The sequence below is a fragment of the Gemmobacter caeni genome (genome assembly GCF_003054195.1).
Lineage (GTDB): Bacteria > Pseudomonadota > Alphaproteobacteria > Rhodobacterales > Rhodobacteraceae > Gemmobacter > Gemmobacter caeni.
Genome location: NZ_QBKP01000009.1, coordinates 135155 through 150517 on the forward strand (window position 1 = coordinate 135155; position 15363 = coordinate 150517).

At 65.5% G+C, this 15363-nt stretch carries 18 protein-coding genes and 1 tRNA gene; 13 read left to right on the plus strand and 6 right to left on the minus strand.

Annotation, left to right across the window (positions count from 1 at the left end; all coding sequences use genetic code 11):
• Positions 1–18: 18 nt before the first annotated feature.
• The 13 genes from C8N34_RS15015 to C8N34_RS15075 all read left to right on the plus strand — a co-directional run bounded on the left by C8N34_RS15015 (position 19) and on the right by C8N34_RS15075 (position 10601).
• The gene (locus C8N34_RS15015) at positions 19–975 is read left to right on the plus strand and encodes a lysophospholipid acyltransferase family protein (RefSeq protein ID WP_108129481.1); all 957 of its coding nucleotides are present in this window, start codon (positions 19–21) and stop codon (positions 973–975) included.
• Positions 926–1738, plus strand: a complete 813-nt coding sequence (gene murI / locus C8N34_RS15020; RefSeq protein ID WP_054303677.1) for a glutamate racemase — start codon at positions 926–928, stop codon at positions 1736–1738. The genes C8N34_RS15015 and murI overlap by 50 nt, the downstream gene beginning before the upstream one ends.
• Positions 1735–2502 (plus strand): DUF1684 domain-containing protein, encoded by a 768-nt coding sequence (locus C8N34_RS15025; RefSeq protein WP_108129482.1) that lies wholly within the window; start codon positions 1735–1737, stop codon positions 2500–2502. The genes murI and C8N34_RS15025 overlap by 4 nt, the downstream gene beginning before the upstream one ends.
• Positions 2503–2564: 62 nt before the next feature.
• Positions 2565–3593 carry an N-acetyl-gamma-glutamyl-phosphate reductase gene (argC, locus tag C8N34_RS15030; RefSeq protein WP_108129483.1) on the plus strand — a complete coding sequence of 343 codons (1029 nt, stop codon included), beginning with the start codon at positions 2565–2567 and terminating at the stop codon, positions 3591–3593.
• Between the two features lie 10 nt (positions 3594–3603).
• Complete coding sequence (ccmE, locus tag C8N34_RS15035; protein WP_054303674.1) at positions 3604–4059, plus strand: cytochrome c maturation protein CcmE; 456 nt, start codon at positions 3604–3606, stop codon at positions 4057–4059.
• Positions 4060–4128: 69 nt separating this feature from the next.
• A complete protein-coding gene (locus C8N34_RS15040) occupies positions 4129–4740 on the plus strand; it encodes a holin-associated N-acetylmuramidase (RefSeq protein ID WP_108129484.1) in 612 nt (203 codons plus the stop codon).
• Entirely contained in the window at positions 4731–5024 is a 294-nt protein-coding gene (locus tag C8N34_RS15045) for a 3TM-type holin (RefSeq protein WP_108129485.1), read from the plus strand. The genes C8N34_RS15040 and C8N34_RS15045 overlap by 10 nt, the downstream gene beginning before the upstream one ends.
• Positions 5025–5075: 51 nt before the next feature.
• A complete protein-coding gene (gene argS / locus C8N34_RS15050; protein WP_108129486.1) occupies positions 5076–6818 on the plus strand; it encodes an arginine--tRNA ligase in 1743 nt (580 codons plus the stop codon).
• Positions 6819–6887: 69 nt separating this feature from the next.
• Positions 6888–7961, plus strand: a complete 1074-nt coding sequence (locus tag C8N34_RS15055; protein WP_108129487.1) for an SPOR domain-containing protein — start codon at positions 6888–6890, stop codon at positions 7959–7961.
• Positions 7958–8959: a beta-N-acetylhexosaminidase gene (nagZ, locus tag C8N34_RS15060; protein ID WP_108129488.1), complete on the plus strand. Its 1002-nt coding sequence runs from the start codon at positions 7958–7960 to the stop codon at positions 8957–8959. The genes C8N34_RS15055 and nagZ overlap by 4 nt, the downstream gene beginning before the upstream one ends.
• On the plus strand, positions 8952–9746 hold the full coding sequence (locus C8N34_RS15065) for a segregation and condensation protein A (RefSeq protein ID WP_054303668.1): 795 nt from the start codon (positions 8952–8954) through the stop codon (positions 9744–9746). The genes nagZ and C8N34_RS15065 overlap by 8 nt, the downstream gene beginning before the upstream one ends.
• The gene (gene scpB / locus C8N34_RS15070; protein ID WP_108129489.1) at positions 9743–10384 is read left to right on the plus strand and encodes an SMC-Scp complex subunit ScpB; all 642 of its coding nucleotides are present in this window, start codon (positions 9743–9745) and stop codon (positions 10382–10384) included. Before C8N34_RS15065 ends, scpB begins: the two co-directional genes overlap by 4 nt.
• Before the next feature lie 4 nt (positions 10385–10388).
• Positions 10389–10601 carry a hypothetical protein gene (locus C8N34_RS15075; protein WP_108129490.1) on the plus strand — a complete coding sequence of 71 codons (213 nt, stop codon included), beginning with the start codon at positions 10389–10391 and terminating at the stop codon, positions 10599–10601.
• A 78-nt stretch (positions 10602–10679) separates the two neighbouring features.
• Here the strand turns inward: C8N34_RS15075 and C8N34_RS15080 are convergent, their stop codons facing one another.
• The 6 genes from C8N34_RS15080 to plsX form a co-directional block, all read right to left on the minus strand.
• Positions 10680–11759, minus strand: a complete 1080-nt coding sequence (locus C8N34_RS15080; protein ID WP_108129491.1) for a 2'-deoxycytidine 5'-triphosphate deaminase — start codon at positions 11757–11759, stop codon at positions 10680–10682.
• A 69-nt stretch (positions 11760–11828) separates the two neighbouring features.
• A tRNA-Pro gene (locus C8N34_RS15085) sits at positions 11829–11906 on the minus strand.
• A 61-nt stretch (positions 11907–11967) separates the two neighbouring features.
• Entirely contained in the window at positions 11968–12822 is an 855-nt protein-coding gene (locus C8N34_RS26895; protein ID WP_242013803.1) for a MerR family transcriptional regulator, read from the minus strand.
• Between the two features lie 14 nt (positions 12823–12836).
• On the minus strand, positions 12837–13139 hold the full coding sequence (gene ihfA / locus C8N34_RS15095) for an integration host factor subunit alpha (RefSeq protein WP_082401028.1): 303 nt from the start codon (positions 13137–13139) through the stop codon (positions 12837–12839).
• A gap of 144 nt (positions 13140–13283) precedes the next feature.
• The gene (locus C8N34_RS15100; RefSeq protein ID WP_108129492.1) at positions 13284–14255 is read right to left on the minus strand and encodes a beta-ketoacyl-ACP synthase III; all 972 of its coding nucleotides are present in this window, start codon (positions 14253–14255) and stop codon (positions 13284–13286) included.
• On the minus strand, positions 14252–15352 hold the full coding sequence (gene plsX / locus C8N34_RS15105) for a phosphate acyltransferase PlsX (protein WP_054303662.1): 1101 nt from the start codon (positions 15350–15352) through the stop codon (positions 14252–14254). Before plsX ends, C8N34_RS15100 begins: the two co-directional genes overlap by 4 nt.
• Positions 15353–15363: the final 11 nt, after the last annotated feature.

Consider the following 15363-nt stretch of genomic DNA (forward strand, 5'->3'; position numbering starts at 1 on the left):
GACAGAAAGGGAACGCGCATGAGTCTGGTCGAAGCACAGCGGAATGTCAGCCGCGATATCTCCTATGCCTCGGCCGCGCGGTCGCGGGGCGGGCGGGCGCTGATCCGGCTTCTGGAAAACGCGACCGGACGGCCGCGCGTGATCGCCCGCGCGGCCGGATATGAGGCGGCGATGGCCGCCGGGCAAAGCTTCTGGCAGGTGATGCCCGAAAAATTCGGTCTGCGGCTTGAGGTTACATCCGGTTCTTTAACCTCTGTCCCGGGCTCCGGCCCGCTGGTGATGATTGCCAATCACCCTTATGGCATCCTTGACGGGCTGATGATGGGCAATCTGCTGGATGCGTTGCGCGGAGATTTCCGCATCCTCGCCAATTCGGTTTTAGTCAAAGCGCCCGATCTGCGGCGGGTGATCCTGCCGATTTCCTTTGACGAAACCCCCGAAGCGGTGGCGCTGAACCTGCAAACCCGGCGCACGGCGCTGGACTATCTGACCGGCGGCGGGGCCATCGGCATCTTTCCGGGGGGCACCGTCTCGACCGCCGCGACTCCGTTACGCGCCCGACCGATGGACCCCGCCTGGCGCAACTTTACCGCAAAGCTGATCCAGCGCAGCGGCGCGACAGTGGTGCCGCTGTTCTTTGAGGGCGAGAACAGTCGCCTGTTCCAGATTGCCAGCCACCTGCATTACACGCTGCGGCTGGGGCTGCTGATCAAGGAGTTCCGCGCCCGGATGGACCAGCCGGTGCGGGTGGCTATCGGCCAGCCGATCCCGCCGGATCGTCTTGCCACCTTTGGCCCGGACGCACGCGGGATGATGGATTTCCTGCGCCGTTCCACCTATGAGCTTTCCCCGAGGCCGGTCGACTCGTATGCTTATGGCTACGAGTTCGAGGCGAAATACAAATCCCGGCAAGGGGAGGGCAGCGATGGCGGTAGGCGTGTTCGATTCGGGGCTGGGGGGGCTGACCGTTCTTGATGCGGTGGCCCGGCGTCTGCCCGAGGTTCCCTTTGTCTATTTCGGCGACAATGCCCATGCGCCTTACGGGGTGCGGACGCATGACGACATCTTCAACCTGACCTGTGCCGCGGTCGAGAGGCTGTGGGCCGAGGGATGTGATCTGGTGATCCTTGCCTGCAACACCGCCTCTGCCGCCGCGCTGAAACGGATGCAGGAAACATGGCTGCCCGCCGACAAGCGGGTGCTCGGGGTGTTTGTACCGCTGATCGAGGCGCTGACCGAACGGCAATGGGGCGATAACAGCCCGCCGCGCGAGGTCGCGGTGAAACATGTGGCGCTGTTTGCTACCCCAGCCACCGTGGCCAGCCGCGCATTTCAGCGCGAACTTGCCTTCCGCGCCATCGGTGTCGATGTCGAAGCGCAGCCCTGTGGCGGCGTGGTCGATGCCATTGAGCAGGGCGATGAGATTCTGGCCGAAGCACTGGTGCGCAGTCATGTCGAGGCGCTGAAGCGCCGGATGCCGCATCCCGAGGCGGCGATCCTGGGTTGCACCCATTACCCCTTGATGCAGAACGCCTTTCAGGAGGCCCTGGGGGCGGATGTGCAGGTGTTCAGCCAGGCCAATCTGGTGGCGGAAAGCCTTGCCGATTATCTGGCGCGGCGGCCGGAGTTCATCGGCTCCGGCACCGAGTCGAAGTTCCTGACCACAGGTGACCCGGCGAATGTGTCTTCCAAGGCGACGCAATTCCTGCGCCGCCGTATCGCTTTCGAGGCGGCATGACGCCGTTTGACGACTGGCAGGCGGCGCGGCTGGCGGCGCTGGTGGCCGAGGATGGCTGGCTGAACCTGACCGACCGGCTGGAATTGCAACCCGGCCGCTGGACAGTGGGCAGCGGCGCCGGCAATGACCTGCGCCTGTCGGTCGGGCCGGAGCGGCTGGGCCTGCTGGAACTGGCGCCCGATCTGGCCGCGCGGTTCGAAACGGTCGACGGTGTGGAGGATTTCATGCCCGGCGCCGGGGGCTTCCCGCTGCAGCGGGTGCCGCCGCTCTTGCTGGAACTGCATATCGTGGAGGGCGCCCCGGCACTGCGCGTGCGGCAGATCGACCATCCGGCGCGCGCGGGCTTCGCTGGCATCGAGCGGTTTCCCTTCGATCCGGCCTGGGTGATCGCCGCCGACTGGCTGGCGCTGGAGGTGCCGATCACCCGGCAGGTCGAGATGGTGGCAGGCCGCAGCGATGCGGTGACGCAGACCCATGTCGCGCGGTTCAGCCATGAGGGGCAGAAGGTCAGCCTTGTTCCGACCCATGTGAAGGGCGGCAAGCCGATGTTCGTGATCCGCGATGCCACCTCGGGGCGTGAAACCTATGGCGCCTCGCGGTTTCTGATCGGCGAGGTCGAGGGGAACCGCGTCTGGCTTGACTTCAACCGCGCCTTCAACCCGCCCTGCGCCTATACCGAATTCGCCATCTGCCCGCTGCCGCCACCTGAGAACCGGCTGTCCTTCGCCATTCGTGCCGGGGAACGTGCCCCCAAGGGCCACTGAGCGCTTGCATTGCGCCGCGACCGGCCGCAAAGAAGGGGCGATTTCCAGTCAGGGAGACCGCCATGAAAAAGCGCATCGCCATCCTCGGGGCATCCGGTTACACCGGGGCCGAGCTGGTGCGACTGATCGCCACCCACCCGCAGATGCAGATCGTCGCGCTTTCGGGCGACCGCAAAGCGGGCATGGCCATGGCCGAGGTCTTTCCCTTCCTGCGCCACATGGATCTGCCGAAGCTGTGCAAGATCGACGAGATCGACTTTTCCAAGGTCGATCTGGCCTTCTGCGCCCTGCCGCATGCGACCTCGCAGGCGGTGATCAAGGACTTGCCGCGCGATCTGAAAATCGTCGATCTGTCGGCCGATTTCCGGCTGCGCGATGTGGCGGAATACGAGAAATGGTATGGGCAGCCCCATGCCGCGCCGGAGTTGCAGGCCGAGGCGGTCTATGGCCTGACAGAGTTCTATCGCGAGGACATCCGGTCCGCCCGGCTGGTCGCGGGCACCGGCTGCAATGCGGCGACCGGACAGTTCGCGTTGCGCCCGCTGATTGAGGCAGGCTGCATTGATCTGGATGACATCCTGCTGGATCTGAAATGCGGTGTTTCGGGGGCCGGGCGGTCACTGAAGGAAAACCTGCTGCATGCCGAGCTGTCGGAAGGCACCCATGCCTATTCGGCGGGCGGCAAGCACCGGCACCTTGGCGAATTTGATCAGGAATTCAGCAAGATCGCTGGCCGGCCGGTTCTGGTGCAGTTCACCCCGCATCTGGCGCCGATGAACAGGGGTATCCTCGCCAGCATCTATGTGAAGGGCGATGCGAAGACCGTCTGGTCCACGCTGGAGGCGCGTTATGCGCTGGAACCCTTCATCGAGGTGCTACCTTTCGGCGCACTCCCCTCGACACGGGATACCCGCGGCTCCAATTTCTGTCATATCGGGGTGGTGGGCGACCGGGTGCCGGGGCGCACGCTGGTGGTGGCGACGCTGGACAACCTGTGCAAGGGTTCGTCCGGTCAGGCGATCCAGAATGCCAACCTGATGCTGGGGCTGGAGGAGACTGCGGGGCTGATGCTGGCTCCCGTCTTCCCGTAAGGAGACGACCATGAAGGGGCTGAAGAAAACCCGCCGCATCCAGATCATCGCGCTGGCTTTCGTCGCGCTGGCCGGATCGACCGCGCTGATCGGCTATGCGATGCGTGACGGCATCAATTTCTTCCGCGCCCCGGCGCAGGTGGTGGCCGACCCGCCGCAGATGGACGAGGTGTTCCGCCTGGGCGGGCTGGTCGAGGATGGCTCGCTGGTGCGCGGGCAGGGCGAGACCATCACCTTCCGCGTCACCGACGGCGCCGAAAGCATCCCCGTCGCCTATACCGGCGTGCTGCCTGACCTGTTCAAGGAAGGCCAGGGCATGATCGGCACCGGCAAGATGGTGGATGGCGTGTTCGAGGCGACCGAGATTCTGGCAAAGCATGACGAGACCTACATGCCGAAAGAGGTGATCGACGCGCTGAAGGAACAGGGCGTCTACGAAGACCCGAACAAGCAAAGCGGATCGTAACGCGCGCCTCCTTTCCGGCCGGTTAATCAGTCTGGCCCAGCCTGTCCCCATGTTTCACAGGGGCAGGCCATGCAGACCGTCAAACAGATCGCAGAAGAAATTGTCGCCCGCGAGGGCGGCTATGTGAATGACCCCGCCGATCCGGGCGGGGCGACCAATCACGGTGTCACCATCCATACCCTGCGGCGTCTGGGGCTGGACCTTGATCGCGACGGGCAGGTGACAGCGGCGGATGTGCGTCGCCTGACCCGCGCGCAGGCGGTGGAGATTTACCTCAGGCATTATTTTGAACGGCCGCGTCTGGCGGAATTGCCCGTGGCTTTGCAGGCCAGCGTCTTTGATATGTATGTCAATGCCGGTTCCAATGCGGTGACGATCCTGCAACGGCTGTTGACCACGCTGGGCTGGCCACTGGTGGATGACGGCGTGATCGGGCCGAAGACGCTGGCGGCCGCACGGCTGGCGGCTGAGGCTATGCCGAACACGCTGGCCGACGCCTTTGGTGTGGCACGGCGGAATTATTACTATGCGCTTGGCGATGCGCGGCCTGTCAGCCGCAAATATTGTCGCAGGCGGGATGGCGGCAAGGGCGGCTGGATCGTGCGGGCCGAGGCGTTCATCCGTCCCGAGCTTCATCTGACCGAGGCCCAGCACCGCGCGCGGGTGGCATCATGGGGCTGAACCTTCTGTCCGACACCGCCCGTCTGCGCCGCATTGCCGAACTGGTGGCGCAGGGCGACGGCCCGGAACTCAGCGCCCGGATCGATCTGATGAACCGTGCGATCCGGCCGCTTTCGGTGCTTTCGGTCTTTGCGTTGGTCGCTTCGGCCTTTCTGGACCCGGAGCGTTACAGCGCCGGAATGGTTGCGCTGGCGGGCACGCCCTGGCCTGTCTGGGGCATCGCCGCGCTGATTGTGGCCCTGCATTTCCTGACGCGCGGCACCGGAACACCTGCCCGAACTTGACCCGCCTTCCGGCCTCTGGCATGTGCCGGAGGGATAGGAAGGACGTGCAAGATGAACCTGTTCACCGAACTGCGGAACCTCGTCGTGGCCGAGCTTGGAGCGATGGCCGCTTCCGGCGCGCTGCCCGAGGGGCTGGACCTTGGAGCCGTCACGGTCGAGCCGCCGCGTGATGCGGCCCATGGCGACATGGCGACCAATGCCGCCATGGTGCTGGCCAAGCCCGCCGGGATGAAGCCGCGCGACATCGCGGATGCGCTGGCCGCCCGTCTGGCGACCGATCCGCGCATCGCGGCGGCTGAGGTGGCGGGGCCGGGTTTCCTGAACCTTCGGCTGCAACCGGGCGTCTGGCAGGGGCTGGTGAAGGCCATTCTGGACGCCGGCGCCGATTACGGCCGGTCCGATCTGGGCGCCGGGCAGAAGGTGAACGTTGAATTCGTCTCGGCCAACCCGACCGGCCCGATGCACGTGGGCCACGTGCGGGGCGCGGTGGTGGGCGATGCGCTGTCGAACCTGCTGGCCTTTGCGGGCTGGAACGTGACGCGCGAATATTACATCAATGACGGCGGTGCACAGGTGAACGTGCTGGCACGGTCGGCCTATGAGCGCTACCGCGAGGCCAATGGGCTGGAGCCGGAAATCCGCGAGGGGCTTTACCCCGGCGATTACCTGATCCCGGTAGGCGAGGCGCTTAAGGCGAAATATGGCACCAGCCTGCTGGACCAGCCTGAATCCGTCTGGCTCGACGATGTGCGAGAATTTGCCACCGAGCAGATGATGCAGATGATCCGCGAGGATCTGGCGGCGCTTGGCGTGCGCATGGATGTCTATTCCAGCGAGAAGGCGCTTTACGGCACCGGCGAGATCGAGGCTGCGATCGAAACCCTGCGCGGCATGGGCCTGATCTATGAAGGCGTGCTGGAACCGCCGAAAGGCAAGACCCCCGAAGACTGGGAGCCGCGCGAACAGACGCTGTTCCGCTCGACCGCGCATGGCGACGACGTGGACCGTCCCGTGATGAAATCGGACGGGTCGTGGACCTACTTCGCCCCCGACATCGCCTATCACTACAACAAGGTGCGGCGCGGCTTCGATCAGCTGATCGACATTTTCGGCGCCGATCATGGCGGCTATGTGAAGCGGATGAAGGCTGCCGTTTCGGCGCTGTCCGACGGGCGGGTGCCGCTGGACATCAAGCTGATCCAGTTGGTGAAGCTTTACAAGAACGGCGAGCCCTTCAAGATGTCGAAACGTGCAGGCACCTTCGTGACCCTGCGCGATGTGGTCGAGGAGGTGGGCGCCGATGTGACACGCTTCGTCATGCTGACCCGCAAGAACGACATGGCGCTGGATTTCGACTTCGACAAGGTTCTGGAACAGTCGAAGGACAATCCGGTTTTCTACGTTCAGTATGCCAATGCCCGGATCAACTCGGTCCTGCGGAAGGCACGCGAAGCGGGTGTTGCGGTGGATGACGCGACGCTGGCGGGGGCGAAGCACGACCTGCTGTCGCATCCGGCGGAACTGGCGCTGGTGGGCAAGCTGGCGGAATGGCCGCGTCTGGTGGAAATCGCCGCGCGCGGCAATGAACCGCATCGCGTGGCCTTCTACCTTTATGAGCTGGCATCGGACCTGCATGGCCTGTGGAACCGGGGCAATGACGAGCCTTCGCTGCGCTTCGTGCAAGAGGATGTGACCGTTTCGCAGGCGAAAATCGCCCTGGCGCGGGCCGTGGGCGTTGTGATTTCTGCCGGTCTTGCTATTTTGGGGGTCACGCCGGTCGAGGAAATGCGCTGACAAAACGCGCCCCGCCGGTCACACAGGCAAAGACGCGACGGGCTTCGTGCCCGTGCGCCGGGGCAGAGAATGGCAGACGTGGATTACGACGGCTATGATTCCCGCTATGATGCGGGGCAGGGAACTGAGGCCCGCCGGGGCCGCCGCTGGGTCAATCTGACCGGCGGGCTTGTCTCGGTGGCCTTGTTGCTGGGGGCGGGCTGGTGGGGCTATCGCATCGCCATGCGCGATGTGATGGGCATTCCGGTACTGAAGGCCGCCGAAGGCCCGGCGCGGGTGGCCCCAGACAATCCGGGCGGTGAGATTACCGCCTATCAGGGTCTTTCGGTCAATGATGTTGCAGCCGTGGGGGTTGCAGCCCCGCTGCCCGACGAGATCGTTCTGGCCCCGCGCCCGGTGGAATTGTCACAACAGGATACGCCCGGCCTTGCCGCCGAGCCGCCGCCCGAGCTGGTGGCCGCAGCACCCGAGCCGCCGGTGCAGCCGCTGTTGCCGTTGCCGGAGGCCGAGGCGCCGACATCAGCCAATCCCATGCCCGAAGCACTGGCCGCCATGTCGGATGCGGATCTGCCGCTGGACCCGCTGACCTCGGTCGGGCCGCTGGGCGATCCTGCCACTGACGCGGCTTCCGATGCCCCGGCGGATGTGCTGGCGCTGGCCGATCAGCTTGCCGCCGGGGCCGCGCCTCTGACCCCGGCCAACCCGGACGCCATCCCGTCCGAGCCCGAAGCTTTCGTTCCGGCGCCGGTGGTGCCCGGTGGTATCGGCAAGTCGCTGCTGCCTCTGGCCCGTCCGGCCGGGCTGGCCCCGGCCAGTGCGGCGCCTGTTGCCAATGCGGTGACGGCGGCGCTCACCGCCGCCACGGCCGAGCTTGACCCCGCGACGCTTGCACCCGGCACCCGCCTTGTGCAGTTTGGCGCATTCGACAGCGCCGACGAGGCGCGCGCGCAATGGGACAAGCTGGCCGGTCGCTTCGGTGATCTGATGCAGGGCAAATCACGGGTGATCCAGTCTGCGGAAAGCGGTGGTCGCACCTTTTACCGCCTGCGTGCCGAGGGCTTCGCCGACGAGGATGATGCCCGCCGCTTCTGCGCTGCCATCACCGCTGAAGGCCCGGATTGCATTCCGGTGGCCGTGCGATGACCCACGGTGCCACGGTCTTCGGTTGTGCGGGGCCGGTGCTGCTGCCCGAGGAAAAGGCTTTCTACCGCGCGGCTGATCCGCTGGGGTTCATCCTCTTCGCACGCAATGTCGAAACGCCTGAACAGGTGGCCCGGCTGGCCGCTGATCTGCGGGATGCTGTGGGGCGTGATGCGCTGGTTTTTGTTGATCAGGAAGGCGGGCGCGTGCAGCGCCTGCGCGCGCCGCACTGGTCGGAATGGCTGCCGCCGCTGGATGCGGTGGCCCGCGCCGGGGCAGGGGCTGCGCGCATGATGTGGTTGCGCGCCCGTCTGATTGCAGCGGAACTCCGCGCTGTCGGCATTGACGGCAATTGCGCGCCCTGCCTCGATATTGCGACCGATGTGACCCATCCTTTTCTGCGCAACCGCTGCTATGGCACCGATCCGGCGACGGTGATCGCCATGGGACGCGCCACGGCTGACGGGCATCTGGCGGGCGGCGTTCTGCCGGTGATGAAGCATATGCCCGGCCATGGCCGCGCCAGTGCCGACACGCATCACGATCTCCCGACAGTTGCCACCGATGCCGATACCCTGCGCCAGACGGATTTCGCGGCGTTCCGCGCATTGAACGATCTGCCTGCCGCCATGACGGCGCATATCGTCTTTTCGGCTTTTGACAGCGAACCGGCGACCTGTTCCGCCGCCATGATGCGGGTGGTGCGTGAGGAGATCGGCTTTGGTGGTCTGATCCTCTCGGACGATCTTAACATGCAGGCGCTGCCCGGCACCCTGGGCGAACGCGCCGCCCGCGCCGTCGCGGCGGGTTGCGACATCGCCCTGCACTGCAAGGGCGATATGGCAGAGATGCAGGCTGTAGCGGCCGCTGCGGGGCAGCTGACCCGTGAGGGGCAAGCGCGGGCAGAAGCCATGCTGGCCGCCCGCAAGGCGCCTGAACCTGCCGATCTGCCGGTCCTGCGGGCCGAACATGATGCGCTGATCGGGGGGGCGGATGGCTGACGGCTGGGAGGACACCGGGCCAGAGCGGCTCAGTGTCAGCGACCGGCTGGCGGCAGAGGCGCTGATCGTCGATGTCGACGGGTTCGAAGGCCCGCTTGACCTGCTGTTGACGCTGTCGCGCACTCAGAAGGTCGATCTGCGGCGCATTTCTGTGCTGCAACTGGCCGAGCAATATCTTGGCTTCGTGGATCGCGCCAAGGCGCTGCGGATCGAACTGGCGGCAGATTATCTGGTGATGGCGGCCTGGCTCGCCTATCTGAAATCGCGTCTGCTGCTGCCCCCCGACCCGACCGAGGAAGGCCCCAGCGCCGAGGAACTCGCGGCCCATCTGGCCTACCAGCTGGAGCGGCTGCAGGCGATGCGCGAGGCGGCAGCCCGGCTGATGGCCCGTGACCAGCGGGGGCGTGACTTCTTTGTGCGCGGTCTGCCGGAGGAGGTGATCCGCGCCCGCAAGGTGACTTATACCGCTTCGCTGATCGACCTGATGCGCGCTTATGCCCGCATCCGCACCAAGGATGAATTCCGCCCCTTCGTGATGGACCGCGACGACGTGTTCACCATGGAACAGGCGCTGGAGCGGTTGCGCGGCCTGATCGGCTATGCCGCAAGCTGGTCCGACCTTGAAAGCTGGCTGCCCGAAGGCTGGGACCGCAATCCGATGCGCCGGCGTTCCTCAATTGCAGCACATTTCGCGGCTATCCTGGAAATGGCGAAACGGGGCCAGGTCGATATCCGGCAGGGGGAAACCTTTGCTCCGATCCAGATTCGCCGGAAGGACGGCGCATGAGCGAATCGCAGGAAAAAAGCCTTTTCGATGCTCCGCCCATTGCGGAGCAGGAGCGTATGGTCGAGGCGATCCTGTTCGCCGCCACGGAACCCGTCTCGGTCGCGGAACTGGAAAAGCGCATGCCACACGGCTGCGACCCGGCCGAGGCACTGGCCTATCTGCGCCGTCGCTACGAAGGGCGCGGCGTGCGGCTGGTGCGGGTGGGCGATGCCTGGGCCTTCCGCACCGCGCCTGACCTTGGCCATCTGATGCAGAAAGAGGTGGTTGAGCAACGCAAGCTCAGCCGCGCCGCGATCGAGACGCTGGCCATTATTGCCTATCACCAGCCCGCCACCCGCGCCGAGATCGAGGAAATCCGCGGCGTCGCCGTCAGCCGCGGCACCATCGACCAGTTGCTTGAGATGGAATGGATTCGCCTGGGCCGCCGCCGCATGACACCGGGGCGCCCGGTGACTTTCGTTGTCACGGAAACCTTCCTTGATCACTTCGGGCTGGAATCGGCCCGCGACCTGCCGGGGCTGAAGGATCTGCGCGCGGCTGGCCTGCTGGACAACCGCCCGCTGCCCGGCTCGATGCAGCGCCCCGATGAAGACGATGAAGACAGCCCCACCGGCCAGACCGAACTATTCGAGGATTGACGCCATGGATGCAGGACGGATCTTTCAGCAGATCTTCAACATGATTTTCCGCCGCGCGATGAATACCGCGATCAACAAGGGCATCGACCATGTGGCGCGCAAGGGCAAGCCGCCGGGGCAGATGACGGCGGACGAACGCAAACAGGCCAACGCGGCGCGCGACATGACCAAAAAGGCCCGCCAGGCGGCCCGCATCGCCCGCCGTCTGGGCCGCTGAGCCGCATTTTCTGTTGAGAAGTATCCTTGGGGGAGGTGCCGTGGGGGCGGGCTGCCCCCATGGCACATTCAAGCCCGCTCAGGTGCGGAAATGCTTGGCAAGCTTCAGACCCTGCCCCTGATAGTTCGAGGCGATCCCGGCGCCATACAGTGTCTCGGGCCGCTCTGACATCCGCTCATAGACCAGCCGCCCCACGATCTGCCCATGCTCCAGCACGAAGGGCGCCTCGTGGCAGCGTACCTCCAGCACACCGCGCGAGCCTGTGCCGCCTGCCGCCGAATGGCCGAAGCCGGGGTCGAAGAAGCCTGCGTAATGTACGCGGAACTCGCCCACCATCGCCAGATAGGGTGCCATTTCGGCGGCGTAATCCGGCGGGATCGTTACTGCCTCGCGGCTGACCAGAATGTAGAAGGCACCGGGATCGAGGATGATCCTGCCGTCGCGGCTGCGGATTTCCTCCCAGAACTCGGCGGCCGGGTAATGGCCGATCCGGTCAAGGTCGATGACGCCGGTATGGGGCTTGGCGCGATAGCCCACCAGATCATCCGGCCCCGGCCGCAGATCGACGGAAAAGCCCAGCCCTTCCGAGATCACCGCAGGCCCGTTTACCAGCGGTTCGCGCCCGTGCAATGCGGTGAGGTCCGCATCCGACAGCACGGCCTGACCGTGGCGGAAGCGGATCTGGTTCAGCCGTTGCCCGGCCCGCGCCAGGACAGAGAAACTGCGCGGGCAGACCTCGGCATAAAGCGGGCCGCTGTAGCCCCCGGCGATGCGGTCGAACTCCACCCCGCCATCGGTGATGGTACGGGTGAGCAGGTCGAGCCGCCCGGTCGAGCTTTTGGCATTGGCGACGGCGGTGATGCCCTCGGGCAGCGCCAGCCGCTCCATCAGGGGAATCACATAGACGCAGCCCTTTTCCAGCACCGCACCGGCGCTGAGGTCCATGCGATGCATCTCGAATTCGGTGATCCGTTCGGCCACGCTGCGGCCCTGACCGGCGAGGAAGGAGGCGCGAACGCGATAGGCGACATCACCCAGACGCAGGTCGAGACTGGCGGGCTGGATCTGTTCGGGAAGGATGGGCCGGTCGGCGCCGATCACGCCATCTTCGATCAGGCGGCGCAGGGTTTGCGCGGGCAGAACTCCGGTTTCAGTCACGCCATCCCCCGTGCATGGATCAGATACGAAAAAACCCGCGCCTTGTTTCCAAGGGCGGGCTTTTCTCGGTGGTCGGGCCGGCGAGATTCGAACTCGCGACCTTCCGCCCCCCAGACGGACGCGCTAACCAGGCTGCGCCACGGCCCGACTGCGCGGATACATAACGATAATTCCGGCGGGGGCAAGCGCCAAATCGCATCGTGGCAATTTATCCGCGCCGCGTCCGGCGGATCGCCTCCAGCCGCGCCTGAAGTGCTTGCAGACGCGGTTGTGCAGTGGTCAGTGCGGCCGCGCTGGCCATGCGGGCTTCTGGCGTCAGGCTCCGCAGAATCGCCGGAAGCCAGACCGGGTCCGATTCGGGCGGCGGGGCAGGTGGCGCCGCCCCGGCATTGGCGCTGGCCCCGGACGATTCGGCCCTGGTAGAATCGTCGGGCTCCGCCGCGGCTGTGTCTTCGGTCGGGCCGGGGTCCGTCTCTGCCGCTTCGGCCATCAGGTTTTCAGCCGGTGCGGCGGTTTCGTCCCCCTCGTCGGGCACCTCCCCGAAATCGAAAAGCGAGGGCTGGTCATCTGGCTGTCTGGGCATGTCCACCGCCGTCGTCATCTCGGGATCATCGGGTGCCGCGGCCTCGGCGGGCGGTGGCGCTTTCGGCGCGGCGCGGGCGGCGGCGGCCATTTCGGTGGAGATGGCCGCGATTTCCTGCCAGTCGTGCAAAGACACGACCTCGGCGACAGGCGGGGCATCATCGGTCGCATCCAGGGCCGCGTCAAAAGCCTCCAGATCGTCGGAAACATCCGTGCCCGACAGGCTCGCAACATGGCGAACGCCTTGCTCGCGCAGAATTTTCTGCACACCGCGAATCGTCATGCCTTCGTCGTGCAGAAGTTTGCGGATGCCTTGCAGCAGCGCGACATCGGTGGGGCGGTAATACCGCCGCCCCCCGGCACGCTTCACCGGCTTGATCTGCGGAAAGCGGCTTTCCCAGAACCGCAGCACATGGGCCGGGGTTTCCAGCTGATCGGCCACTTCGCTGATGGTGCGGAAGGCATCGGGCGATTTCTCCATGCCCCAGGCCCCTGTCAGCCTTTCGTGCCGCTGGCGACACGCTCTTTCATCAGATGCGACGGACGGAAGGTCAGCACGCGGCGCGGGCTGATCGGCACTTCATCGCCGGTCTTGGGATTGCGGCCCATGCGGGCCGACTTGTCGCGCACCGAGAAGGTGCCGAAGGACGAAATCTTGACCGTCTCGCCGCGTACCAGCGCATCCGAGACATGCTGGATCACGGTTTCCACCAGTTCGGCGGATTCATTGCGCGACAGCCCCACCTCGCGGAAGACGGCTTCGCTCAGATCCATGCGCGTCAGAGTCTTTTCACTCATTCCCAAATCCCCCCCGGGTTTTCAGGAAGATTGAGGGCATTGGGTTTTCGAGTCAATATCAACCACTTGTGCGGGCAAGTTCAGATGGCGTTCCCGGGGCCAATCCGGGGCAATATGGCGGTATCCTGCGCAGGTTGCGAACAATCACCAGCGCAGGACGACCGAACCCCAGGCCAGACCGCCGCCGATCGCCTCGGTCACAACCAGATCGCCGGGTTTGATCTGCCCGCGCGTCACGCCGACTGACAGCGCGAGCGGGATCGAAGCGGCCGAGGTATTGCCGTGGTCCTGCACGGTCACGACCACACGGTCCATCGGCACCTGCATCCGCTTGGCCGTGGCCTCGATGATGCGGATATTGGCCTGATGCGGCACGATCCAGTCCACATCCTCACCGCTGAGCCCGATCTTCTCCAGCGCGGTATGGGCGGTTTCGGCCAGCTTTTCGACCGCGTGGCGGAACACTTCCTTGCCCTGCATGCGCAGATGGCCGGTGGTGCCGGTCGACACCCCGCCATCGACATACAGTATATCGCGATGCCGCCCGTCGGAATTGAGGTCGACCGACAGGATGCCCCTGTCGGCAGGGGTGCCGGACCCGTCATGCGCCTCAAGCACCAGCGCGCCCGCGCCGTCACCGAACAGCACGCAGGTGCCCCGGTCGGTCCAGTCCATCAGGCGGGAAAAGGTCTCGGCCCCGATCACCAGCGCCCGGCGCACCTGGCCCGAGACGATCAGCGCATTGGCATTGGCCAGCGCATAAACGAAACCGGCACAGACCGCCTGGACGTCATAGGCGAAACCGCGCGTCATCCCCAGGCGTGCCTGCACCATGGTGGCGGCGGAGGGGAAGGTCAGATCGGCGGTCGAGGTGGCGACAACAATCGCGTCAATATCGTCGACCGTCAGCCCGGCATTGGCCAAAGCCGCCCCGGCCGCGCGGGCGGCAAGGTCCGAGGTCGTCTGACCCTCGGCCGCGAAATGCCGCCGCTCGATTCCGGAACGGGAGCGAATCCATTCGTCTGACGTGTCGATGGTTTTCTCGAATTCGGCATTCTGAACCACCCGCTCGGGCAGATAATGCCCGACGCCCTTGACCACGGCCCTGATTGTCATTCCTGCCCGCCTCCTTCGACGGCGGCATCCTGCCCCGCGCGTCCGGCGGATGCAACCCGGGCCGCCAGCCGGTCGACAAAGCCCGAACGTGCCAGCTGCGCTGCCAGACGGATCGCGGCGGAAACGCCGGTCGCATCGGCGCCGCCGTGGCTTTTCACCACAGTGCCGTTCAGGCCAAGAAATACCCCGCCGTTCACCCGGCGCGGGTCGATCCGCTTTTGCAGGCGCTTCAGCGCCCCCAGCGCCAGCAGCGCCCCCAGCTTCGACAGAATACCCGAGGCAAAAGCCTCGCGCATGAAATCGGAGGACAGCTTCGCGGTGCCTTCGCCGGTTTTAAGGGCGATATTGCCGGTGAACCCGTCGGTCACGATGACATCGACACGGTTTGACGGAATGTCGCCGCCTTCGACGAATCCCACGAAATCGAACTCCGCAGCATCCTGCGCGGCGAGCATCCGGTCATGTGCCAGCTTCAGTTCTGCCCGGCCCTTGTGTTCCTCGGTGCCGACGTTCAGCAGACCGACACGCGGGCGCCGCAGATGCAGCCCGTTGCGCGCGTAGGCCGCGCCCATGGTGGCATATTGCAGAAGATCTTCGGCCTCGGCCTTGATGTCGGCACCAACGTCCAGCATCACATTGAACCCGCCGGGGTTGCGCGAGGGCCAGAGACAGGCAATGGCCGGCCGGTTCACCCCCGGCAGCTTGCGCAGCCGGATCATGCTGACCGCCATCAGCGCGCCGGTATTGCCGCAACTGACCGCAACAGCGGCCTCGCCATCCTTCACGCTGTCGATGGTGGACCACATCGAGGTGCCCGCGCCATGGCGCATCACCTGGCTGGGCTTGTCTTCCATTGTCACCACACGCGGGGCATGGCGAATCTCGCAGCGATCCGCGATCTCGGCATGTTGCGAGACCAGCGGACGCAGCACCGCCTCGTCACCGTGCAGTAGAAAGGCCAGGTCGGCATCGGCACGCGCAGAATCAACAAGACCGGCAACAACCGCTGCCGGTCCGCGATCCCCGCCCATGGCGTCTACCGAAATGATCGTGCGCTGCTGAGCCTGCGCCGGACGTTCGCTTCCGTTCGTCGTCATGGTCGGCCGGG